The sequence below is a fragment of the Cellvibrio sp. BR genome (assembly GCF_000263355.1).
GTDB lineage: Bacteria > Pseudomonadota > Gammaproteobacteria > Pseudomonadales > Cellvibrionaceae > Cellvibrio.
In genome coordinates this window covers 259,921-283,983 of record NZ_JH668201.1, presented here as the reverse complement: position 1 = coordinate 283,983, position 24,063 = coordinate 259,921, and the positions used below count along the sequence as shown (strand labels likewise).

Here is a 24,063-nt window from a genome sequence, read left to right as displayed (position 1 = left end):
AAAACCGCTTTGCTATAGTGAAATGCCCTCTAACACCTAGTTCGAATCAGCGAGCAGAGTTAACCAACACCCTGAATAACACTGGTTTTATATTTTTTTGGTGTGACGCCAAATTGTTTTTTGAATTGCGCAATAAAGTGGGACGGGCTAGAAAAGTTGAGCTCGTAGCTAATATCAGTTATCGAGAACTGACTCTGGCTGAGCAGACGAGCCGCACTATAGAGCCTATGTTTAACATTGTAATCTGAGTAATTGCAGCGAAACACGCTCTTAAACAAGCGTGAAAAATAGGCGGGTGATAAACAACACAAGGCAGCGGCTTGCTCAAGTGACAAATTAACGCATTGATTATGCCGAAAAAGATTAATGACCGGCTCCAGTTTTAGGTAACCAGACGACTTGAGAATAACGTCATAGTGGGGTGGCTTTACCGGCTCTGCACGCTCCGCCACCCAGCTGAGTATGGTGCGCAGTAAAGCGCCACTGCGATCACTGGAGGGTGAACACTGATAGCTCTCGAGTAACCAGCGGGCCAAGGTTTGAATAGCCGCGGAATCCTCTGGGCTAAGGCGCAAATGCATGCCGCTTTTAAAAAAACCGTCGGCTTGGGCCAACCCCGCACTTAAAAGCACTGAGGGCAGAAACTGAATGATGTACCAGGACTTTATCCGGGACGACAACTCAAAATCATGGGTTTCCAATGCCGGTGTGAACACTAGGTCTCGATCCTCTAGGGTCGACTTTCCCTGACTGTAGAAAAATGTTCCATCAATAGAATCAAACACAATTAGCTCGTGAACTTCATGAAAATGCATAAAACACGAATAGGGCGAATCTTCCGAATAAACCACATGGTGAATTTCAAAATCATAACCCTTTTGTATGCAAAACGGCTCACAGTATACGTTATTTTTATTCATGCAAATTTTCCGTTTTTTAACATAGTCGGAACCAAGATTATTTTATTCATTATGCGACGATGGTTTCTTTAGACGGCGGTGTAATTGGTCTACACCTTTTCAATAACACTGAGCAGTAAAAAATCGATAACCATTTTCGCAAGCTATTACACCGGGAGCAAAACCAACAATGATCAACTCTAAAGCAATTATTTCTAATGGCAAGGGCGATTTTCATTTAACCACCATTACCATTGGTGCACCTGCTAAGGGCGAGGTTCATGTCAAATTAAAAGCCTCAGGTATCTGCCATACAGATTTAGATTCTATTAACAATTGGAACAAACATTTTATTGTTGGTCACGAGGGTGCAGGCATTGTCGTCGCTGTTGGTGAAGGTGTAACTAAAGTACAGGCTGGTGACAAGGTGATTTTAAACTGGGCAATTCCCTGCGGTCACTGCTTTCAATGTCGCGAAGGTAATGCTCATATTTGTGAAGTTAACTCACCTGTATGCGGAACTGGGCTCTGTGGCCACGCACATGAGCAAGCCGCAACGCACCAAGGCACTCCGGTAGAGCGTTCATTCCATTTGGGTACCATGTCTGAACACACCATTGTAAAAGAATCGGCAGTGGTAAAAATGCGCGGCGAAATCCCCTACCCTAGCGCCTCTATTATTGGCTGCGGGGTGATGACGGGATGGGGCTCGGTGGTGAATGCGGCCAATGTAAAAGTCGGGTCTTCTGTCTGCGTTATCGGCTGTGGTGGTGTTGGCCTTAACGTCATTCAAGCGGCGAAATTGTCTGGCGCGGCGAAAATTATTGCCATCGATATTAACAGTGAGCGCCTTGAACAAGCCAAAAAATTTGGCGCCACTCACGGCGTTATAGCGGCACGGGACGACAAAGACTTTAATGCCGTGACTGAAGAAGTAAAAAATATCAATGGTGGACGAGGTACTGACTACGCCTTCGAATGCACTGCAGTACCGGCACTGGGTTCAGCACCACTTAAACTCATACGCAGCGCAGGTACAGCTGTGCAGGTGAGCGGCATTGAACAGCGTATTGATTTTGATTGCGAACTATTTGAATGGGACAAAATTTATATCAACCCGCTTTATGGCATGTGCAACCCAGACCGGGACTTTCCTCGCATTATGGATTTGTATTCATCGGGAAAATTAAAACTCGATGAGCTGGTCACTAAAACCTATAGAATCGAAGATGTGGCCCAGGGTTTTGACGATCTAATTCATGGCCGAATCGCCAAAGGTGTTGTTGTCTTTGATGACGAGGAATAATTCAAATGGCTGTTATTAGAATTGAACAATCCAACCCGGAATATCTAGCTGAACATTTTCAATTACTCACCGTTCAGAGTTCACACTTAAACCGACGCTGCGATATCAGCGTCTTTAACGCTCATCCCGATGGCAAAGACTTGCCGATTGTCATTTTATTGCACGGTGTTTACGGCAATCACTGGGTATGGTCTGGCTTGGGCGGCGTACACAAGGCCTATAGCGATGAATACGCCAAAGGTGGCCTCAGCCAAATGATATTGGTGATGCCTTCCGACGGCGGCTTTTATGGCGGCTCAGCTTATTTGCCGCTGGCAAACGGTGAAAATTATGAAAAATGGATTGTGGAAGATGTGATTACTGCGGTTATAAAGTGCAACCCGTCCGCCTCACCTGCTTCCAATGTATATATTGCTGGGCTATCTATGGGCGGTTATGGCGCACTGCGTTTGGGGGCTAAATACCCTACAATTTTTAAAGGTATATCGGCGCACTCATCAATAACAGATATTCGAGAAATGGCGCTTTTCGTAAATGATGAATTAAGCATTTATGATTGTGAAAATCCCCAAGAATCAGAATTACTTTATTGGATTAAACGCCACAAGAATTCATTGCCGCCCATCCGCTTTGATTGCGGTATAGATGATCAACTATATCAAGGAAATTTAAACTTCAATAAAAATATTCAAGGCATAGGTAATATTGCTGAACTTGAAACGCTACCCGGTAAACATGAGTGGGACTATTGGCACAACAATGTCAAGCGATCATTTATATTCTTTAATAAGTTACAAAGCCATTAAACTTTTTATTGCTGCCTTTTTCTGAAAAAACGACCCTAAACATTTAATATAGGGTCGGAAAAACAACCTACAAATATTAAAAAAAGTTGTGTCCATAGATATTATTTAAAATCAATATAAGACCAAGATTACTGGCACCATAATTTTGCTGTGTATGGAGTAGATCCATTACTGTATGACATATTTAAATCAGTCATAACAGTTCCGCTCCCGGCAAGGAAACCGACATAACCAAATGCATGCTCTTGTTTTAAGTATCGGGTATAACCTTTAGAAACACACCAAGAGTTGAGCAAAATTGTGTCTCCACTAAACAACCGACCTGTCACATACTGCCCTGTGTAAGCACCGGATTTCACATAACCGGATCCCACAGGATTCTCAAAAGGACCATAAGTAACCACTGCAGCAGGTTGAGCAGAATAGTCACACCAGACCTGAGTTATGATGGGCATTCCGGCCTGATATGTAGATACAACAGCATTTGTGTGCGATGCACCGCCAATAGCCACAAATACAGCACCACTATTCGACCCATAGGAAACAGTTGTTCTAGTGGCTATCTCATAGCCCTTGGACACACAATATGAGTCGATAACGGCTTTTGTATCCATTACAAAAATTGGAACATTCGAAATATACATACCACTCACTGCACCTAAGCCACTCTTTACCGTTCCAGATGCTTGAGGGTTATTGAAAGGGCCAAAATCAGCAAAACTTGAGCCCGAAAGCAATAACAAAATTGAAGAAAATAAAAACACTAATTTTTTATGTAACATTTATCTATCCTTTAAATGATTAATATAGACAACACATACTCTAGGCACATTCACCATATTTCAAACAGTTCCTGAATTAATGAAAATGCGACATCAATATATGTATAATGTTAACATTTATCAATAAAATAAATAGCTGTTTTTTCCTCCGATATCCTAACGCCAATATAATGGGCAAATAACGACTATAGTGCTGACCATACTGCACCACCCAAATTTATCAACAGGCAATTATAAATGCTCAAATCTCATTCCAAAAAAATCATTGTTCTGGGCGGAGGAACCGCTGGTTGGGTGACGGGCGCTATTTTATCTAAAAAATGGGAAACACATGGTTATCAGATTGTAGTAGTTGATACAGCAGAAATTCCAACCATAGGCGTTGGGGAAGCAAGTATTCCCACCATTTACGATCTCTTAAATTATATAGAAATAAGCGACCAGGATCTGGTTAAGCACTGCCAAGCAACATTTAAGTATGGCATTCAATTTGAAAACTGGTCCCGTCCCGGCGAACGCTATATGCATGGTTTTGGCAACATGGGGCACAACCTAGGACAGGCTGAGTTTTTTAAAATTTGGTTAAGCACGGCACGCTATTTTAAAAATCCTGACCTCACACCTTTTATCCCTTCCGCTGTTGCGGCTTATTCAGATAAGTTTTCTCGCGGTTCAAAAGCGCCCGAAAACACAAACGGCCTCCTCTACCCTTTAAGCAACCTACTTTACGCACTCCATTTTGATGCATCTCTTCTGGCTCGATTACTTCGAGAAAAAGCGTTACACAATGGCGCAACCCACATTTCCAAGCACATAGTAAAAGTCGAAACAGATGAGAACGGTATATCCGCACTTATTGCGGAGGATGGCGAAACACTCAGCGCCGATTTATATGTAGACTGCTCGGGAATGCATGGCGCCCTAAATAAACAAGCATTAAAAGCAAACTTTGATAACTGGCAAGCATACTTGCCTTGTGATACTGCAATTGCAGTACAAACAACATTGGATAAAACGCCTCGTTTGTACACTCGCTCAATTGCCCACGCAGCCGGATGGCGCTGGGAAATCCAGCTTCAGAACCGCACCGGTAACGGCATTGTCTATTGCTCAAAACACATGGATTACGATACAGCGAAACAACATCTATTAGAGGGTGTTGAAGGCGAGCTGTTAACTACACCACGCAAAATTGAATTCACCACCGGACGATTGTCATCGCCTTGGATGCTCAACAGCGTCGCTATAGGTTTATCCGCAGGATTTTTAGAGCCGTTAGAATCCACCAGCATTCATTTAATTTGCGCCTATGCGAGAAAATTGCGCGATAGTATCGACAATAACGAATTAAATGCGGTGGGCAGAGATAAATTTAATCAGTCCTGGCGCGCAGAGACCGAGGGAGTGCGCGATTTTTTAATGGTGCATTACCTCTGCAATCAACGCGATGAGGACTCGTTCTGGCAAGAGCGAAAGTCAGGGCCTCGTCCGGAATCACTTGCTCAGTTACTCGATGAGCTTTCTAAAACTGGCTGGATATCACCACCGGAAGCGTCCATTTTTGGCACCGATAGCTGGCTAGAAGTATTAATAGGTCAAAAATTTTTCCTCAATTATGAAAAATTTTCTATGCCTGCCGACAAAGCCCCCCACTATATTCAATTTTTGCAGAATGTATCCTACGCCATTAAAAATGAGGTGAATAAAATTCCTGATTCGCATCAAAGCATATTGGGGACTCTGCGCGCAGAAATATAACTCGCCCTGCATTCACTGTTTCACCCGCACCAAACAGTGAATATACCTAGGATGAAACGGCGAAGCTAAGGCCAAGCAAACGCGCAAGAGCCTGCTCTTTACTCGCTTTATTGCGACCTTCTACAGAAAATGGACTCGCACCAGTGCGCAGAATATTTAAGGCTTCTGCTTGCGGCATATGATTTAACGCGCACCGCTCAAAAAAATCGACAATTGAATCCAACGGTACTTTAGCCAAATCATCCGGGCTGGCTTGCACCAGTTGATGCTCGGGAGGAAATATTCCCATACCACTCAACAAGTACACCCAGGAATTCACTTTATAATGACGATTAAGCCCCGTGCTTTGCAGCGCCTCACTAATATCCGCACCACTCAACCAAGTTTGTAACACCAGTTTAAGGCGATTCGATGCCGCTGCTGAATTGTGGCGGCAGGCGCGCCAGTAAGGTGTATCCTCACGGTCAGACGTTAAATAATGTGTATGTATATAGTCCTTCACATTATCAAACGCTTCTGCGATTTCTGAATTCAGTTGCTCTGCGTATTGATTGGTATATGCACCCGCTTTATACAATTTAACAAACCTAACAAGCGTTAATTGCACCAACGCCAATGCCGTTGCTTCTAATGGCTCTAAAAATCCTTGCGACAAACCAACTGCCAGGGAATTTTTATTCCACATAGTTTTGGCTCGCCCAACCCGCATTTTTAAATGGCGCGATTCGCCTTCGCCATTATTCATATTCAGATAAGCACGCAGCTCTTCCTCTGCCTCAGCTTCGCTACAAAAAGCTGAACTATACACATAGCCATTTCCCACACGATTTTGCAGAGGAATTTTCCAAGCCCAACCATTATTTAATGCAGTAGCTACAGTTTGCGTTGAAATAACCTCCTCCACTGGAGAGGCTAAGGTCACGGCACGATCGTTAAATAAAACATCACTATAGGGAATAAAAGGAGTGCCGAGTGTTTTGCCGGTAATAAGCGAAGCAAAGCCCGTGCAATCGACAAAAAAATCGCCCTCAAGTATTGCCCCACCCTCGAACGCCAAGTGTGCAATATCACCTTCTGCATTTAATGCAATGTTTTCGACATGCGCACTTTTCCATACCACTCCCCGCTCAATGGCTTTTTCTTTTAAGAAAGAACCTAACATAGCTGCATTAAAATGATAGCCATATTGAACTTCAAATGGAAAAGCGTATGGGGTAATCGGGCACAGAGAATTCGCAGCCAAGTAGCTTGCATAACTAAACAAATTAGGATGCGCATGCGCACGTTTACCTGCACGTCGCAATTCGGAATTAAATATAAGCGCTTTAATATGGTCGCGATCAAAATGAGAAAAAAATGGATGAAAATATTCTTCAAACCCATTTCTTGTTGACCAACCCCTAAATGATATACCCGATTTATAGGTTGCCTGACAAACTGACATCCATTCGCTTTCACTGATGCCTAAAGCATCCATAAACGCTTTTAATGCCGGCGTAGAGCCTTCACCTACACCGATAATTCCGGTAACCGCAGATTCAACAAGCGTAATCGTACAATCCTGAAACGCATGTTGGAATAACATTGCCGTCATCCAACCCGCCGTTCCACCGCCCACTATGACAAATCGTTTCGATGACAAAACACTACACCTGTTAAATATTTAATTGCGTGATTTTGCGCAATGCGCCCGAATATTGATAATAGTCTCACTAGGCAACATTTTCAGTTAAAAATATTTATCCAAAAAAAAGCGCCTTGAGGTAAACCCAAAGCGCTTCATTTTTATCAGACTAACAAATCAAGATTTGTCAGCCCTTCCATCACTTAGAACTCCGCACGAATACCTACACGGAATGTTCTGCCAACAGTGTATTCATCAAGAGTACGGTTGGTAGGTGCATTGCCGTTAATAGCCGAGCCCTCATTAAAGGTAATTGGATTACCATTGGCATCAGGCAATACCAAGGTACGACTAGTGAAGTAAGTGCGCACAGTTTCGTTAGTCAAGTTGGCTACGTCAAATTGCAGGCTGATCGAGTCAGTTAATGCATAGCTGCTGGACAGATCCAATGTTTGACGACCTTCTCTCCAACGCGAACCACCGGCAAAGGCTGTTTGCTCTAACACATCACTCGCACCAGACCAAGCAAGGCGAATTTGGTGACCATCTTGCGCCCAATAGACTGTCGCGTTGTAGGATTCTTTTGGCGCGCCAGGAATTACTTCACGAGACTTATCAAAGGTACCTTCTTGATAGGTAAAGTTCATAGAGGTGCCCAAACCGGACCAGATACCCGGTAAGAAGTCAAAGTTTTGAACGTAGTTCAATTCAATACCTTCTACCGATGCCTTTGCCGCGTTTACGTTCTGAGTCACTGTGTACTGGTTACATAGATAATCGGGGTTGTTTCCATAAATTAATTCAGGAGTACCCGATAATGCTGCTTCACCTTGCAAACGACGAGGCATACAGGTATTCACATCAGCTGCTGACAACAGCAAAGGAATATCCTGACCATCAACACTAAATACTCCGTTACTGTAGCTAGCACCATCCGGGTTAGCCGCTGTCTTACGCAGATCTCCAATATATGACAAATAATCTTTCACCTCGATCATGTTTTTAATATCTTTGGTAAAGATATTTGCCGAAACCATGCCCGAGTCATTGAAGTACCATTCAACTGAAAAATCCAAATTGGTGGATTCAAGCGGATCAATTTTCGCGGTAAACAATTGCACGGTGGAGCTCGGGCGCAAAGCTATGCCTGAACCAAAAATATCCCCTTCATTGGTGCGCGCACCTGCACGTAAATCATCAATTGGTGGGCGAGCCATGGTTTTAGACGCAGCAAAACGAGTAATCAAATCTTCTCTCGCGGCAAAACTCACGTTCAAACTTGGCAGAATAATGTCGTAGGTATGATTATCAATTGCTGCAACAGAGTTGCGGCTGCGATCGTTCGATACGATATTGCCTGACTCAGTCAATTGGCGAACACCATTGGCATCAAACGGATAGGTCAGATCAGTAGAGATATCGGCGTATCGCACCAAATTTCGCTCAAAGAACGAGCTTGGAATAACGCCAGGTTCTAGGATTGGATCGTAGCAAAGACCACTATTAGTAGCGGCAATTGGAGTATCATCACTATAGTCAAACGGCGTGCCATTAGTATTGAAGCCAGTGCCATCAACACGCGCCCAGCGATTACGCTCAAAGAATTGCGTCAGACTGTAGTTAGTACCCAACGTAGTATCTGTACTACCATTCTGCGGATTCCAGAAAATGGAATTTGTGCCGTAATCCAATGGACTTGGTGTTTCAGCCAATGAAGGGCACTGGACACCACCTGCCCCAACTTCACGCATTCTCATCAACTGAATTGGGTCTATAACTCTGCCGCCATTTGAACTGGTAGTGCCAAATACGGTACCTGCGAAACCGTTGGTTTCCACCTCAGTGCGAACATGGCGGAAGCCAACATCACCCTGAATGCGCTCATCCATGAATTCAAAATTTGCCTTAATATACGCTGACACATTGTCAAACTCAGCGCCACGGGTTTGAGTATTATCCAAAGTAAAGGCGCGCTCGCCTTGAGATACAGCATTAATCGCAGCAATTGGATCGAAGCGCAGCCAGCCATCAGTGATGTTATCTTTAGCGTAACCCAAGCCACTTAAGAAGCCGTTTGCATCCACTTTGCCATCCGCAAAATTGGTTACCTGAATCAAATTGATGTTACTGGCGTCAATTGACAGAGTTTCACCGGTAAACGGACTAATGCTCTGCACACGTTCATCACTCGGGCGCGGTGTACCGGATTGGTTATTAACAAATTTTTCGCGATGAGTAACCTTCGCGCCAAACTCTACAGTTGTAATTCCGTAAGAGTCCAGATCAAAATCAAAATCAACAAACGCCGTTTCTTGTTTATCACTCACCTCAGTGATAGTTGCCTGAATATAACTTAGTGTGTGGTTTTCAAGAACGTCAGGGTCAAAACCTGAGGTGCCTATGTTATCCCACAAATCATTTAAGCTAGGATCCAGATCAACATTGTTTCCCAAAGAGGCCGGCGCAGTGTAACCACCATTTAAGCGGCAGTTACCGCTGGAACAATCGTAACCCGCAGGATTAAGCAAGTTTGCAGGTACATGGTGCAAGTTCCAAGGACCCACTACACGGCTGGTGTTCGCCGTCAAATACACATTATTTTTTGGTGTTTGGATTGATTCATTTACAGATGCGCCCGCAACCATACGGAAACGATCCGAGAAATCATGATTAAGCTCTAACGCGTAGAGTGAGTTTTCAGTTTCGTAATTATTTACCGAAGCCTCAATAGAACCAATGCTTTCGCGATTCAGCAGGGTAGTCCAAGTACGTGTTTTAGGATCCAACACATGCCACTGCTGCTGAGGATCTGTCCACTGCATTTGATCATTGTCAGTTGGCGCTCCCCCCTCGGTCCCACCGTATTCCACTGGGTTGTTATCGTAAAAACTCGTACGGCCCCAAAACTCAGAACCCAACCCCAACCCTTGCTGTGAAGCACCGTCAATAAAGTTACTCATACGAGAGGTGTTTACAAATACACCGTCCATACGGTTACTAACATCTGCCTGACTGTAATTTGCAGAAAAGGTGAGATCGGTTGTATCGCTGGCTTGCCATTGAACCGACAAGTCAACACCTTGACGCTTGTAATCATTTTCAAATAATTGATACCCCATCTGATTGGGCGCCAAGCCCTGAACTATTGAGCGGTTATGCTCAGCACCACCATGAGTCCAAAATAGAGGATCGCGTATGGATCTACCGCCTGAGCACCTGCAAATGTAGGAGCACGCCCTGCAGCCGCAGCTGATGCGGCATCGATAGCCATCGCAGTTGAGTTAGCATAGGCTTGCCCTGTGCGTCCATCTGTATAAGCATTTGAACCAAAAGTACTGTAATCCTGCGCATGATATTGATCGCGACGAAGTTTATTTTCTTCATCATTCACTGTAACAAGAACACCAATTGAGTCATCGGCGAATTTCTGCGAAAAAGTACCTACAAATTTATGATCAAACTCCTCGGATTGATCATCCATACGGCCCTGCAGGGAAACGGTACGAACATCTTCCTTAATATCCAACGGTTTGCGAGTGGTCAAATTCACCAAGCCGCCAAGCGAACCCTCTTCATCATCTGCTGATGGCGTTTTGATAACTTCAATTTTTGAAAGGATGTCGGCTGAATAGGAAGACAAATCAACACCCTGAGAAAAGCCGGTAGACCCCAACGCTGTACCATTCATAGTAACGACGGTCTGATCCGCGTTTGCACCGCGAATAGAAACAGTCTTACCCTCACCATCAGAGGTATTCATACTAACGCCTGAAACGCGGTTCAATGCTTCCGCGATATTTTGGTCGGTTGATTTACCAATATCTTCAGCGTTGATGGTATCGACAATTTTGCGTGCCTCACGCTTGTCATCCACAGATCTTTTGATAGACCCGCGAATACCAGTAACCACAACTTCTTCCACATCTTGATCTTGCTGTGCAGAAACTGCTTCTTGTTGCGCATAGACAACACCGCTGTTAACCGCACAGATTGCCGCTGACAGCGCCGTAATTCTAAGGCGGTGAGTAATGTTTGACATCGTAAAGCCCCCATGTAAGGTATTTATTTTTTTATTTTATGCCGCCCACTTCCATGGATCGAGCACAAAAGCTAAGTTTTAACGCCAATTACAATACTACTCAGCTATTTATCATTGTCAATAATCAATTGTAGATTGTTAGCAATTTACACTTTAAGCTTAAGGAGTGTGAAAAAAGGTAACCATAGCGCATGCGCCACTATAGCGATAAAGACAAAAAGCAGACAAAAAAAGGGAGGCACAGGCCTCCCAAAGAACACAACAGCAAGCACAGAAAAACCTTATTCAGCAAAACCATTTGGATTGCGCGACTGCCAGCGCCAAGTATCTGCCATCATTCGCTCTACACTGTATTCAGCAGCCCAACCTAAACGCTCCTTAGCCAGAGAGACGTCAGCATAACAACTGGCGATATCACCGGGGCGGCGTGCGCTGATCACATAGGGTATAGATTTGCCGCACGCCAGCTCAAATGCTTTCAACATCTCCAATACGGAATAGCCAGTGCCAGTACCCAGATTATAGGTTGAACAACCTCGCGACTGCTGCGTCAAACCATTGAGTGCTGCCACATGACCTCGCGCCAAATCCACGACATGTATGTAATCGCGCACGCCAGTGCCATCAGGGGTCGCATAATCATTGCCATAAACGGTAAGCGCCTCACGCTTGCCCACTGCGACCTGGGCGATATAGGGGATCAAGTTATTAGGTATCCCCTTGGGGTCCTCACCGATTAAACCTGACTCGTGAGCACCCGCAGGATTAAAGTAACGCAGGATTGAAAAGTTCCACTGATTGTCTGGCGCCTTGGCCATATCACGCAGAATATCTTCTACGATCAACTTGCTGCGACCATAGGGATTGGTGGCTGACAGAGGAAATGATTCGTCAATGGGTACAGATACGGGATCGCCATAAACGGTCGCCGAAGAACTAAATACAAAATTAAAAACTGAGTGCTCCTCCATGACCTCTAGCAAAGACAAAGTACCCGACACATTATTCCGGTAATACTTGATAGGTATTTGGGTAGACTCTCCCACCGCTTTCAAGCCCGCAAAATGCATTACACAACCTATCGCATAATCAGAAAAAACTTGATGTAACGCGGCTTTATCATTGATATCCAACTGAAAAAAATCCGGTTTAACACCGGTAATTTTTTCAACTCTGGCCAGCGACTCTAATTTTCCATTTGATAGATTATCTACCACTACCGGAAAGTAACCATTGTTGATTAATTCGATGCAAACATGACTACCTATGTAACCTGCACCTCCGGTTACCAAAACCTTCCTAAGATACGATTTCATTACCATTTCCCAAATACGGAGTTCATATAAACCTTACTTAATGCAAACAATTTCGAAAATATTGCCATCAACATCCGTATAAAACAAATTTCCAGTTGTGGATTCAATCTGAAAAAGCTCCCGCGCCTGAATCAAGCTATCAACGATGGAAAATATATCCTTCTCCTTCATGCGCAACTCAATTCGCTGCTGTGAATCTGCATTGACACAAGGAGCAGCGGCCAGCTTTAGGCACGCCCCCCCTAAATTCATATAAAAACTACTTTCGCCAAGCGTATTTTTTAACTCCATAACATGAGCAGAAAACAAACGCTGGTAACGCTTAGCTGACTCAATAGGATCTTTCACACTTAGTGATTGCCAGCGCATGAATAACCTCCAAAATTATAACAATTCAGGATCTATAACAAATCGCTCATAATCTTTACCTAATGCATCAATCAAGGGATTATCAAAACGGAATATTTTTCGTTTTTTCAGCTCAGAAAATCTCACAGCATCCCCGTAATATTCATCCCACAATTTCCTAACAGCACCCGACTCATAAGCAATGTGAAGCCCCTTTTCAATACGCTCAGCCAGTTTGATATTTTTTTTGTTTAAGAAAAAGAATTTTGGCAAAGGATAATAAATACATACGTTTTGGTCATAATTTAAATATTCAACATCCTGATTTTTCTTCCACTCCCGTTCCAGCTCATTTGCACCAATCAAAAAAATATCACCACGATCATTGGCTGCCATATAAAACAAACCTTTGATATTACCGCCCTCAACAACTTTAAAACCAATTTTTTTGAGTATTTCGCTATCTAACCAACCACGCCCCTGAATGATCGTCAGTTTCTTCAATTCTTCCAAGGTTTCAATTTTTTCCAACTTACGCTTGGAGTCTGGCGACACAAAACCAATACGGTAGCCAGTAACGCCCAAATCTACGGGAAACTCCACGCCATACAATTTTTCAATGATGTCATTGGACGCCGAATCTTTATAAACAAAATTTTCGAATTGATTATCCTCAGCAAATACTCGCAAACGTGAGTAAGTGGGCACATCGCCTTTAGGCAAATCTCTAATTTCGTAGTCACCGTATTCCGCCTTGGTAGCATCCAGTGCCAGGCGCAATAGGTGGTACTCGTAGATTTCCTCTTTTGGCGCTATCTCCCCTGAACCAAAAGTGATAACGGTAGGGGTTGCGGCAAATACATTTAACGCAAACAAGGCAATACTTAAAATTATTATGCGTAACACACGCCACCTGCAAATTGTTAACATTTTACACAATGCTAGCGCCAATACAGGCAGATTGCAATGCTGTAAACAGGAAGTTTTTGAGGTAAACCAAGGGCCTTGATACGAACTTATAGACGGAGAAAGACAGGCGGGAATAAGCTGAAAACGAAAAAGCGCTGCGAAATTTATTATCGCAGCGCTTGAGAGATGCAAGGTAAAAGATTAATCAGGATGCGACGTTCTGAAAGGTGCCAGGATCTAATATTTGGCGGCGAGTTTTGAAGCGGCAAATATAATTCCAATTCCATGAGGGATCGTACTTATGGCACAGCCCCCATGCCAATCCAGCCATAGGGTCTTGAGTGTCCGCAGCGGGGTCGCGATATAAACCCAACGCCTCTGGTGCACCTTTAATATGCGCCATGATGTCAAAGTTAATACCATCCGGTGACCATTGGCAGGTATTTTTTTCCGGGCCATCGGTCGTGAGCAAACTGGCAATGCCGCCATTCACATGCCACACAACAACTTCATGACCGCTGTTAGTGATCGGATTAAATTCCGATTTCACATAAGGCCCTTCAATTTTATCGGCAATGGCAACCCCGTGTTTTATCTCACGGCCACCAAAGTTCATCCGCTCCCCCATAATTTCACCTTTGTAATAAAGATAAAATTTATTTTGATAAAACATCAAACAGGGATCGTGTACTTTGTGACTGTCAAAATCGCCGCGAATCTTGCAATGAAAACGGTTGTCTTCATCGCCATCCCAAACACCATTATCCGCCGGCGCTAAAATCGGTGCAGGCGATTTAACCCAGGGGCCATAGGGCGAATCTGCACTGGCGAGGGCAATATATTCTTTAGTGCGATTTAAATAGGGCGCTTGAACCGTTTGATAGACCAAATAATAGCGACCTTCATGAGCCAGCACCTCAGGGGTAAATACCGCGCGATCGTCATAACTACCGGGCACGCCCGCAGTGATTGCCGGACCCTGCTCTTTCCAATCCCAACCGTCCGCAGAGGTGGCATGCCAAACTTCGGTTTTATCCCAGGGGAATACCTTATCTTCCGGATTAGCACTGCCAAAACCAACAGTTTCACCTTCACCCTTGGTATACCAAACATGGTAGAGACCATCGACAAAAATAACCGCAGAGGGGTCGCGTCGAATCACACCTTCTTGATAGGCAAAATCGCCGCCCAGGGGTTTTACATCAAATTCAAATACCCAGTCGGCATTTTTTTGATCGTAACCGCGCTCAATTGCACGAAGACTGGCTTTGCTTAATTTTTTTTCTGGAAGATCACCCATATCTCACTCACTTTTTAACATGATGACTTGAACTATTTTTATCAGAAACAGCGTTTATTCGGTATACGGTTTAGTAGATACGATTTTTGTCAGGCGCGGCGCTCCAGCGAGTGATTCACTAAAAATCGATTAGCCAATAACCTTGCCCCTTTTGCTGCCATCAATGCTCCTTGATGTTTAATCGATTTCCCTTGGTAAATTTGTATCGCTGTGGCGTAACTATTCACTAAAAGATCTGCACCAATCAGATGTATATTTTTTTTCTTTCCGTACAGTTTCATTGCTGCTTTTACTTCGGCACCTATCAATACACCCGATAGGTACGCAGCACTCACATTTTTTTCATGTAGCCCTGCTAACACTCTGGAGCGGGCGCTGAACATTAAATTCAATAAAAAAGTATCTCTCGTATTGATCTTAACGCCCTGAAGAAACGCGGTTTCATCATGAATTTGTGTGCCGCTCACCAACAAACTCTGTGCACATAAACTGCCAAAAAGCTCACCGGAGAATGCGGTGTAAAAATCAACAATCTCTCCTCGTTTAACTAGCACCCATTTAGAGTGGGTTCCGGGCAAACACAGGAGTGCCTCTTTTAATTCCGCTCTACTTGCCTGCTGCATCCAACCCAGAATTTGGGTTTCTTCACCGCGCATGACGTCAGGCAAACCTTCGCGCACATGAGTTTTAATTCCTGGCACGATAAAAGCATTAATGTCGCTCACTTGAATATTAATTAAATGCTCGACCAATTGATAAGGATTCACCGGACATTCAATATAAGGCGTTTCATACAATCCAATATTCGAACCCACTGCACCGCTCATCACAATCGGTGCACTCGCATACTGCGCAGGCAATTGTGTAGTCGCATCAATTAAACATTGCTCAAGCTCGGCGCGCGATGATTGGTTAATGCCAATTGGCCGGGTAATGTTATAAACAATATCGCCTACAGCATTCACTACCTGTAGCCGAAAATTGGTACCGCCCCAATCAATGGCAATCATCTCACCCAAGATATAGCCCTCAACAGGTACAAAGAGTCACGAGGAGAATATTAACTTTCCAAGGCTACTAAACTAGCGCCCTGCTCTGGTGTACAGATAAAAGGCGTGGCGATCAAACCCGTTTTTAATTGGTAATCAGCCAGAATGGGCTCAACTATGGACAGTTTTTGTTGTGGCACTAAAGCGACGATGCAACCGCCAAAACCGCCGCCGGTCATACGCACACCGCCATCACTGCCCAATTCTTTATCCAGCGCTGCCACCAGATAATCAATTTCAGGGGTGGTGATCTCAAACAAATCGCGCATGGACCCATGGCTCTCCGCCATCAACTGACTTAACAGTGCGGCATTATTGGTTGCCAATGCCTCAGCTGCTTTCAAGGTTCGCTCATTCTCTTCAATCACATGTTGCGCGCGCTTGCGCACCAGCTCTGGTAATTGATCGGCAGCAGCAAAAAATTGTTCTTTGGTTACATCGCGCAAAACCGATTGTTTAAAAAATTTCGCAGCTTCTGCACACTGCTCGCGACGCAAATTATATTCGCTGTCGACCAAGCCTCTTTTTACACCCGAATTGATAATAACAATCGACAACTCAGACGGCATAAGGATTGGTGTAGTCTCCAAGCTGCGACAATCGATCAATAGTGCATGACCTTGTTGACCGCCAGCCGATACCAGTTGATCCATAATGCCGCAGGCACAGCCGACATAATTGTTTCCCGCTGCCTGGCCAATTAAAGCCAATTCGGTGGCCGGAATTTGAATGCCAGCAACGGTTAAAAGCGCCTGCGCTAAGGCAACCTCCAAAGATGCCGAAGAACTTAAACCAGCGCCTTGAGGGACATTACCTGACACTACCAAATTACAGCCCTTGAGCTGATAACCACGATCTACCAATGTGCGCACAACGGCACGGACATAATTACTCCACATCTGGATGGGATGAGCTTCATAGAGAGAGTTCAGTGCAAACTCATCGCTCTGCCCGGCGTAATCCAGCGCGATCACTTTAATTAAGTTATCTTGTCGCGCAGAGGTGGCAACCAGCGTGAAAAAATCAATCGCTGCTGGCAATACAAAACCATCGTTATAGTCTGTGTGCTCGCCAATCAAATTAACCCGCCCCGGCGCTTTGGAAACAAAATCCGGCAATTGATCAAAATGCTCGGTAAAACACTGGGTAACATTTTCCAACATACTCATAACCAATTACCTTTTAATCTGTAGATGCCGCATTTTTATAGTGAATAGCGGATTGATCGCGCAGATACTGCGCCGCTTGTTCAGGAGTAATATCGCGTTGAACTTCACCCAGCATTTCGTAACCCACCATGAATTTTTTGATGGATGCCGAGCGCAACAACGGCGGATAAAAATGGGCATGCAACTGCCAATGGCTATGATCTTCTGCAGTAAAAGGTGCGCAATGCCACCCCATGCTGTAAGGAAAGGAGGTTTTAAATAGATTGTCGTAACGCGTTGTTAATTGAATCAGAATATCGGCCAGTGATTCGCGTTCCAATAAAGAAAGACTCAACATATCAGGCACATGACGCAGCGGTAACAGCAGCGTTTCAAATGGCCAGCTAGCCCAATAAGGAACTACCACCAACCAATCCTGATTTTGCACCACAATACGTTCTTTAAAGGCCAGCTCTTGCTGCGCATAATCCAGCAGCATTGGGCGTTGATGCTTATGTTGATAAGCCAACTGCTTTTCATCTTCCCGCTGCGGCAATGTCGGCACCGAACCTGTTGCCCAAACTTGTCCATGGGGATGAGGGTTAGAGCAGCCGTTGATCGCACCTTTATTTTCAAAAATCTGTACCCAGGAATGACTTTCACCCAATTCGCGATATAAATCGCACCAGGTATCGATAAGCTCTGTCACCGCTGCCTGAGACATTTCTGGCAGGGTTTTATTGTGGCTTTCGGAATAACAAATCACACGGCTGGTACCGCGCTCACTCTCGGCACAAAACAAATCGCTACTGCTTTGATAATCCCTATCTTCCGGCTCCAACGCCGCAAAGTCATTGGTAAACACATAAGCGCCGATATAATTGTCATTCACCGCACCATTGATGCGGGTATTGCCTGGGCATAAATAGCAAGACGAGTCATAGGCAGGTTTATCATCCGCCGCCAGCTCTTCAATTTGACCCTGCCAGGGGCGCTTGGCTCTATGAGGTGAGACCAACACCCAATCGCCCGTCAGCGGATTAAACCGACGGTGTGGATGATCACTCAATACAAACACTGGTTTCATATACCCATCCAACTAATGCTGATTATCGTGTTAACTGGCGCCATCATGTAGACGTGCTACAATTTACTGAAATTGCCTATTGTTAACAATTTACACCATTGAGATAGAATATGCACCTACAATAAACCGATAAATCACATATTTTTACCAACCTGTTTTTCGCACGCTACCTTTTCGCGCGCTACCAAGGCTGCTCTATGAAGACCAACATGCTTGTCTGCGCAACCCGCAAAAAGGATGAATAATGACGAACAACCTCATCCAATCAGTCGTGATTGTCGGTGGCGGTACTGCTGGCTGGCTAACGGCAGGAATAATTGCTGCTGAGCATCAACACAAAATCAAACAAGGTGAGCTCCAGATTACGCTCTGTGAATCACCGTCGACACCTATTATTGGTGTAGGTGAAGGCACTTGGCCTACCATGCGCGCAACCTTAAAAAAAATAGGTGTATCCGAAACCGCCTTTATTCGTGAGTGCGATGTTGCGTTTAAGCAAGGGTCAAAATTTTTACGCTGGAAAGATGGTTCAGAAAAAGATTTTTACTATCACCCTTTTTCCGTCCCGCAAGGTCAATCCAGCATTAATCTGGCAGAGCATTGGTTGAATACCAATGATCCTATGTCATTCTCAACCGCATTTCATCCGCAAGAAGCCATATGCGAAGCAAGTTTGGCGCCCAAGACGATTACCACGGCTGAATATGATGCCATCGTTAATTATGGCTACCATTTAAATGCTGGCCGCTTCGCAGAATTTTTACGAAAGCACTGCCTAACCAACCTTCACGTAGACCATATTCTTGCCGAGGTAACAGAAATTACGCAGCAAGAAAATGGACACATTCAATCATTAATAACAGACCGTGCAGGCATAATTACCGGTGATTTATTTGTTGACTGCACAGGTTTTACAGCAATGTTATTGGGGGAAACATTAGGCGTTGAAAAAATTTCAATAAGCGACATTTTATTTACCAACTGCGCACTCGCCACACAAATTGCTTACCCCTATGAGGATAGCCCTATAGCATCTGCCACTCTTTCGAGTGCGCAGACAGCTGGCTGGATTTGGGATATAGGCCTACCCACTCGTCGCGGTGTGGGGCATGTATTTGCCAAGGAATATCAATCCATCGATCATGCCACGCAACAATTAATTAACTACATTGATGAAACTGGCGGTGATAGCTCGCACATCAGCATACGAGAAATTCATTTTAACTCTGGTTATCGCAAAGAATTCTGGAAACATAATTGTGTGGCAGTAGGCCTTTCTGCCGGTTTTTTGGAACCCTTGGAAGCCTCAGCATTGGTAATGGTTGAACTCTCGGCATTAATGATTGCCGAACAGCTACCTAGGACCACTTCCGCTATACCCATTATTGCCAAACGGTTTAATGAGCGATTTAGTTATCGATGGGAGCGAGCAGTAGATTTTCTCAAACTGCACTATCTTTTAAACCAACGAAATGACTCGCCCTTTTGGCAAGACAATCGCCAACCAAGCACCACTCCACTAGATTTAAGTGAGCGCCTTTTACTCTGGCAAAACACTTCGCCTCAACACTATGACTTTGACCGCACCGGTGAAATATTCCATGCACTAAGTTATCAATATGTTTTATATGGTATGGGATTTAAAACCAACCTCGTTTTCAGTACCCCCGCGGAAATACAAAAAATGGCGGCCGAATTGGTGATGAAAAATAAAATGATTACCAGACAATTACTAGATATTTTGCCGACACAGCGCAAACTACTACAAAAAATTAATCTATACGGCCTTAGCAGCATCTAAGGCTTTATGAGGAAAATTTCATGAACACTGGAAACATTGTTTTACTAGACCCCGTTAAGCACAATAAGCTAGGTGTAAACACCACCAACTTAAATAGCACCCATCATCAAGTTAATCGTGTTTACATTAATATTAATGAACTCTCAAATTTGGTGCACGAATATCCCATATTCATTAATAAAAATAGTATTACGGGGCAATTTCAACTAAATGCCATTTTGGGTTTTGAAACTGGCGAAAATTTGTATCTCCAACATGGGCAATGGAACGCACGCTTTATACCTATGGATCTATTAAGGCATCCATTTCAAGTGATATTTTCTGAAAACAACCCAAAAGCCACAGGCCAAATAGCCATTAATGAATCCAGTGAACTGCTGGAAAATATTGCCCATGAGAAAGCAGAAGCGATATTCGACCATAATGGAAATCCATCCCCCTACCTCCTGCGAATCCAAAAAATGATTACACAGCTTATGAGCGGCGCACAATTATCGCGCATCGCCTTACAAGGATTGCATCAACATAAGCTATTAATGCCTATTACGTTGGATATAACACTCAACAACGGCGCACAATCAGCCTTGGAAGGTTTTTATGGTATAGACGAAAATGCCCTGCAAAAGCTCAGTGGTGCAGCACTTGAAGAGTGCCATAAAAAAGGCTATTTAAATCTTTGCTATTTATTACTTAGCTCAGCCACACATTTAGAAAAATTGATTTCCTGGAAAAGCAATCTCATTACCCCACTGGCGTAGGGCGATATTATTGTGCAGGAATAAAATTCAGTAATGGCAAAGAGAACCAATATCTAGGATCGGCCGGAAGAACATCCCTATTTATTAAAGGGTTATTAATATAGATGACCTTACGCGCAGAAAGGTTAGCGTGCTCAACTACAGCCTGAATCATTCCGGACTGATAGAACAAGCGATCATAACTGCCATCGTTAATCGCAATTTCCATACCGGACAAAATCAAATCATAAAGCACTTTATTATCTGGCGACACATAAAAAAACAATGCCGACGGGTAAACCAATAGCAGGGTTTTTTCCACTTCAAGCTGAAGCTCGGCGCGATGCTCAAGATCCAGCCAAGGTTCATGCACCGCCAAGGACATATAATCAAAACGGTGACTGGCCAACATCGACCATAGGTTCCGCCCTTGTGCTGCGGTAACAACCGGAATTCCAGCGGTTTGCAGTATTTTTGTATCGCCCCAAAAATAACCCTGCCCCGCCGTTAACTTACGCAAATCTTCAAGTGCTTTTATATTGTTAAATCGATTTTGATCGCCCTTACGAATCACAAAAATACGATATCCCAGCAACCCTTTAAAAATAGGAATTTTTATCGGACGAAGATTTTTCTCCAAAGGATTAGAGGCAGATGACCATTTTAGGCTTAAGGTTCCCTTTTCTACGCGGCGAGACTTTCTCGCATCAGTAATAACTTGATCTAACTGATTTAAACAAACCTTAACCCCCGTTTTTGATAAAGATAAAGCCAAAAGATCATAGATAAGCTGATCCTTCTCTGATTCAATTAATGGAATTGTTGCGGTTACACTGCAGGCAGTGCAGATATAACTGTTACATAAGAAAATAGCCACTAAAGCATGCTTTATTATTTTAATTTTACGCATCACTAACAATTGACCTTTGTGATATTTAGATCATCTATAACTCTTATGAATACACATTAACTTTTTACCCTTACAGAATATACCTGAATAGTAATTTATTGAAATTTTATATTGTTCATTCCAAGTTCGTAAAATATATAAAATGGAATAACACCCAATAATGAAGCTAATAGCGCTTACAACCGCTCCAATTTAAACGGATAGGTTTGATTTGCTCGCCACTGACCCACATACAAGTTTTCATCTTCATCCACACAGAGTGCGTGACAGTGGTTGAATACATCCCAAGTGCTGCGCATAGGCTGCAAAACACCATTGCGATATTCAGGCTGAGTACCACCAAGATTAGCGACGACACGATTGTCGCGATCGAACACACTAATAAAACCTGAATCGTCGGCATTTTTTCCATCGATATGCGACCAACATACCGGGGCAAAAAAATGATCGCCGCTAAACACCGGCCCACCTATGTAAGCTCCGGCCGCATCGATTGCTCCGCGATAATCGCCATTGAGTTCAAATAATTTTAATGCTCGCTCTGCGCGTGAGCTCACCATCAAATGCGGATCTTGCGGATTGCGTAAATCCACTTCTATGCCGTGGGTGTTTTTTAAATTGTGTGCAGGGTTGGCGTTATCGCCACCACCCCAGTGACGAATGTAACACCCATTGGCGTCGTACTGCAGTAGATAATCCGAGCCGTAGCCATCGGTAATGTAGAGATCGCCATTGGGCGCCACGGCTATGTCGGTCGGGCGAAAAGGTTGATCCGGGCGATAGACCCCAATGGTTTGTGGATGACCAATGGTATAAATCAAACGGCCATCCAAGGTGAGCTTAGCGATGAAGCCACTTTGCGCAATCACTTTATTGTAGGGTGATGCCCAATCATCGGTAGATTTGCCATCCCAATTGCGATTCAGCACCCAACCACTATCCACCAAATAAATAACATCTTCACCGTTTTCATTAACAATGCGCAGCGCATGTGCTCCCGGAAATTGCGTGCCCCAGGCATCGAGCAATTTGCCATCCTTGTTATACACAATCACGTTATTGCGCGGATGATCGGTCACCATCACTATGCGCCCCTGCGAATCCATCGCCAAGCCATGACAATTTTCTACCGGTGTTTTTTGCGCATCAAGCAAACCCCAGTGACTATTAACCCGATATTGAAAATCGCCCTGCCCTACAATCAGACCATGTGGATCAATATTGGATTTGGGCAAGGGAATATTTTGCTTAATCATTGGCGGGCAAGCTCCGAATAAAACAATAAAAAAGCTCTGCCGAGCACTACTCCGGCAGAGCAATAATCAACAACACGACTGAAAAAGTTATGCAGCCTTCCAATTCAGAATGGCGTCATCATCAACGGGATACAAAGGATAATAAATCGCTTCGTTTTCCTGGAACGCCTGATTGGTGATGGCGTTGTAGGCACAAATCATGGACCAGCGCGGTTCGGATGACCGATTCTCATTAGATTTGTGCAGCAAATTGCAATGGAAAAACAAAGTATCACCCGGCTCCAATTCAACATTGATCAGCTCGTGATATTTCATTGCTTCGTTCACAAACAACATATCAGCACCTTTTTGATCACCGGTTTTACTGTGATCCAAACGCCCTAAATGATGCGATCCTCTCAACACTTGTAGACAGCCGTTCTCTACCGTTGCACGGTTAATTGCCACCATACAACTCAAGGATTTTGGATACAGCATAAGGTTATCGCGATGCCAGTAACCAAAATCCTGATGCCATTCCCAGGCACCACCCACAAAGGGTTCTTTCATCATAATTTTGGTACTGGTGTGATAAATCGGCTCACCAATTAAGGTTTCTGCGGTATCCACCAAACGACGACCACGGGAAAACATACTGTAAAAATCATCGCCTGTTTGTTGCCACAAGCACACCTTGCTCACCTTTCCGGTGCCATCTTTTTTCTGCCAGGCTCGCTCATTTAAAGAGTCGTCATTAAAGGCGGCATCCTGTAAGCGTTTGATTTCTTCTGGCGTGTAGTAGCCACGCACAATCACATAGCCATCGCGATGGTAGGCATCAATCTGTTCTTGAGTCAGTTTTCTTGCATTCATTATCTGGTCTCCAAGGGGTTATGTCTGCATGCTCGCATTGTTAACAATCATCATTTAACAGATATTAAAAGGCAAGCATTTTATTTATATATAAATACTTTATTTCTATAAAAATAAAAAACCTATACTCAAAACC

20 protein-coding genes are annotated in these 24,063 nt (G+C 44.0%); 5 read left to right on the top strand and 15 right to left on the bottom strand.

Annotated features, from left to right (window positions below; translation table 11 throughout):
• Positions 1-59 precede the first annotated feature (59 nt).
• Positions 60-920, bottom strand: coding sequence for an AraC family transcriptional regulator (locus tag O59_RS06500; RefSeq protein ID WP_007640755.1), 861 nt, complete (start codon positions 918-920; stop codon positions 60-62).
• Positions 921-1,089: 169 nt separating this feature from the next.
• Between O59_RS06500 and O59_RS06495 the strand changes: the two genes are divergently transcribed.
• Together O59_RS06495 and O59_RS06490 are read left to right on the top strand one after the other, a co-directional pair.
• Positions 1,090-2,205, top strand: a complete 1,116-nt coding sequence (locus O59_RS06495) for a Zn-dependent alcohol dehydrogenase (protein WP_007640749.1) — start codon at positions 1,090-1,092, stop codon at positions 2,203-2,205.
• Between the two features lie 5 nt (positions 2,206-2,210).
• Positions 2,211-3,011: an alpha/beta hydrolase family protein gene (locus O59_RS06490; RefSeq protein WP_007640748.1), complete on the top strand. Its 801-nt coding sequence runs from the start codon at positions 2,211-2,213 to the stop codon at positions 3,009-3,011.
• Positions 3,012-3,139: 128 nt separating this feature from the next.
• Here the strand turns inward: O59_RS06490 and O59_RS06485 are convergent, their stop codons facing one another.
• Positions 3,140-3,793, bottom strand: coding sequence for a hypothetical protein (locus O59_RS06485; protein ID WP_040391648.1), 654 nt, complete (start codon positions 3,791-3,793; stop codon positions 3,140-3,142).
• Between the two features lie 237 nt (positions 3,794-4,030).
• Between O59_RS06485 and O59_RS06480 the strand changes: the two genes are divergently transcribed.
• Positions 4,031-5,551, top strand: coding sequence for a tryptophan halogenase family protein (locus O59_RS06480; RefSeq protein ID WP_007640747.1), 1,521 nt, complete (start codon positions 4,031-4,033; stop codon positions 5,549-5,551).
• Between the two features lie 46 nt (positions 5,552-5,597).
• Here the strand turns inward: O59_RS06480 and O59_RS06475 are convergent, their stop codons facing one another.
• The 10 genes from O59_RS06475 to O59_RS06430 all read right to left on the bottom strand — a co-directional run bounded on the left by O59_RS06475 (position 5,598) and on the right by O59_RS06430 (position 18,371).
• Positions 5,598-7,169 (bottom strand): tryptophan halogenase family protein, encoded by a 1,572-nt coding sequence (locus tag O59_RS06475; RefSeq protein WP_007640746.1) that lies wholly within the window; start codon positions 7,167-7,169, stop codon positions 5,598-5,600.
• 209 nt (positions 7,170-7,378) lie between these two features.
• Positions 7,379-10,294 carry a TonB-dependent receptor domain-containing protein gene (locus O59_RS06470; protein ID WP_157152501.1) on the bottom strand — a complete coding sequence of 972 codons (2,916 nt, stop codon included), beginning with the start codon at positions 10,292-10,294 and terminating at the stop codon, positions 7,379-7,381.
• 23 nt (positions 10,295-10,317) lie between these two features.
• Positions 10,318-11,214 carry a TonB-dependent receptor plug domain-containing protein gene (locus O59_RS06465; RefSeq protein WP_007640744.1) on the bottom strand — a complete coding sequence of 299 codons (897 nt, stop codon included), beginning with the start codon at positions 11,212-11,214 and terminating at the stop codon, positions 10,318-10,320.
• Positions 11,215-11,495: 281 nt separating this feature from the next.
• Positions 11,496-12,530, bottom strand: a complete 1,035-nt coding sequence (gene galE, locus O59_RS06460) for a UDP-glucose 4-epimerase GalE (protein ID WP_040391646.1) — start codon at positions 12,528-12,530, stop codon at positions 11,496-11,498.
• Between the two features lie 33 nt (positions 12,531-12,563).
• The gene (locus O59_RS06455; protein ID WP_007640742.1) at positions 12,564-12,899 is read right to left on the bottom strand and encodes a hypothetical protein; all 336 of its coding nucleotides are present in this window, start codon (positions 12,897-12,899) and stop codon (positions 12,564-12,566) included.
• A gap of 15 nt (positions 12,900-12,914) precedes the next feature.
• A complete protein-coding gene (locus O59_RS06450) occupies positions 12,915-13,784 on the bottom strand; it encodes a hypothetical protein (protein WP_007640740.1) in 870 nt (289 codons plus the stop codon).
• Positions 13,785-13,992: 208 nt separating this feature from the next.
• Positions 13,993-15,087 (bottom strand): family 43 glycosylhydrolase, encoded by a 1,095-nt coding sequence (locus tag O59_RS06445; RefSeq protein WP_007640738.1) that lies wholly within the window; start codon positions 15,085-15,087, stop codon positions 13,993-13,995.
• Positions 15,088-15,176: 89 nt separating this feature from the next.
• Complete coding sequence (locus O59_RS06440) at positions 15,177-16,097, bottom strand: 2-dehydro-3-deoxygalactonokinase (RefSeq protein WP_007640737.1); 921 nt, start codon at positions 16,095-16,097, stop codon at positions 15,177-15,179.
• A gap of 50 nt (positions 16,098-16,147) precedes the next feature.
• On the bottom strand, positions 16,148-17,305 hold the full coding sequence (gene galK / locus O59_RS06435; protein ID WP_040391644.1) for a galactokinase: 1,158 nt from the start codon (positions 17,303-17,305) through the stop codon (positions 16,148-16,150).
• 13 nt (positions 17,306-17,318) lie between these two features.
• The gene (locus O59_RS06430) at positions 17,319-18,371 is read right to left on the bottom strand and encodes a UDP-glucose--hexose-1-phosphate uridylyltransferase (protein WP_007640733.1); all 1,053 of its coding nucleotides are present in this window, start codon (positions 18,369-18,371) and stop codon (positions 17,319-17,321) included.
• Positions 18,372-18,615: 244 nt separating this feature from the next.
• On the opposite strand from O59_RS06430, the gene O59_RS06425 reads away from it, so the two are divergent.
• Complete coding sequence (locus tag O59_RS06425) at positions 18,616-20,172, top strand: tryptophan halogenase family protein (protein WP_007640731.1); 1,557 nt, start codon at positions 18,616-18,618, stop codon at positions 20,170-20,172.
• A gap of 20 nt (positions 20,173-20,192) precedes the next feature.
• Entirely contained in the window at positions 20,193-20,930 is a 738-nt protein-coding gene (locus tag O59_RS06420; RefSeq protein WP_007640728.1) for a SapC family protein, read from the top strand.
• Between the two features lie 7 nt (positions 20,931-20,937).
• Here the strand turns inward: O59_RS06420 and O59_RS06415 are convergent, their stop codons facing one another.
• The 3 genes from O59_RS06415 to O59_RS06405 form a co-directional block, all read right to left on the bottom strand.
• Entirely contained in the window at positions 20,938-21,822 is an 885-nt protein-coding gene (locus O59_RS06415) for a diguanylate cyclase (RefSeq protein WP_157152500.1), read from the bottom strand.
• Between the two features lie 173 nt (positions 21,823-21,995).
• Positions 21,996-23,075, bottom strand: coding sequence for a hypothetical protein (locus O59_RS06410; RefSeq protein WP_007640722.1), 1,080 nt, complete (start codon positions 23,073-23,075; stop codon positions 21,996-21,998).
• Between the two features lie 87 nt (positions 23,076-23,162).
• Positions 23,163-23,927, bottom strand: coding sequence for a phytanoyl-CoA dioxygenase family protein (locus O59_RS06405; RefSeq protein ID WP_007640721.1), 765 nt, complete (start codon positions 23,925-23,927; stop codon positions 23,163-23,165).
• Positions 23,928-24,063: the final 136 nt, after the last annotated feature.

Coding starts and splice junctions, on each gene's coding strand:
- O59_RS06500 (WP_007640755.1), bottom strand. CDS start 920: ATGAATAAAAATAACGTATACTGTGAGCCGTTTTGCATACAAAAGGGT.
- O59_RS06495 (WP_007640749.1), top strand. CDS start 1,090: ATGATCAACTCTAAAGCAATTATTTCTAATGGCAAGGGCGATTTTCAT.
- O59_RS06490 (WP_007640748.1), top strand. CDS start 2,211: ATGGCTGTTATTAGAATTGAACAATCCAACCCGGAATATCTAGCTGAA.
- O59_RS06485 (WP_040391648.1), bottom strand. CDS start 3,793: ATGTTACATAAAAAATTAGTGTTTTTATTTTCTTCAATTTTGTTATTG.
- O59_RS06480 (WP_007640747.1), top strand. CDS start 4,031: ATGCTCAAATCTCATTCCAAAAAAATCATTGTTCTGGGCGGAGGAACC.
- O59_RS06470 (WP_157152501.1), bottom strand. CDS start 10,294: ATGGGGTATCAATTATTTGAAAATGATTACAAGCGTCAAGGTGTTGAC.
- O59_RS06465 (WP_007640744.1), bottom strand. CDS start 11,214: ATGTCAAACATTACTCACCGCCTTAGAATTACGGCGCTGTCAGCGGCA.
- galE (WP_040391646.1), bottom strand. CDS start 12,530: ATGAAATCGTATCTTAGGAAGGTTTTGGTAACCGGAGGTGCAGGTTAC.
- O59_RS06455 (WP_007640742.1), bottom strand. CDS start 12,899: ATGCGCTGGCAATCACTAAGTGTGAAAGATCCTATTGAGTCAGCTAAG.
- O59_RS06445 (WP_007640738.1), bottom strand. CDS start 15,087: ATGGGTGATCTTCCAGAAAAAAAATTAAGCAAAGCCAGTCTTCGTGCA.
- O59_RS06440 (WP_007640737.1), bottom strand. CDS start 16,097: ATGATTGCCATTGATTGGGGCGGTACCAATTTTCGGCTACAGGTAGTG.
- galK (WP_040391644.1), bottom strand. CDS start 17,305: ATGAGTATGTTGGAAAATGTTACCCAGTGTTTTACCGAGCATTTTGAT.
- O59_RS06430 (WP_007640733.1), bottom strand. CDS start 18,371: ATGAAACCAGTGTTTGTATTGAGTGATCATCCACACCGTCGGTTTAAT.
- O59_RS06425 (WP_007640731.1), top strand. CDS start 18,616: ATGACGAACAACCTCATCCAATCAGTCGTGATTGTCGGTGGCGGTACT.
- O59_RS06420 (WP_007640728.1), top strand. CDS start 20,193: ATGAACACTGGAAACATTGTTTTACTAGACCCCGTTAAGCACAATAAG.
- O59_RS06410 (WP_007640722.1), bottom strand. CDS start 23,075: ATGATTAAGCAAAATATTCCCTTGCCCAAATCCAATATTGATCCACAT.
- O59_RS06405 (WP_007640721.1), bottom strand. CDS start 23,927: ATGAATGCAAGAAAACTGACTCAAGAACAGATTGATGCCTACCATCGC.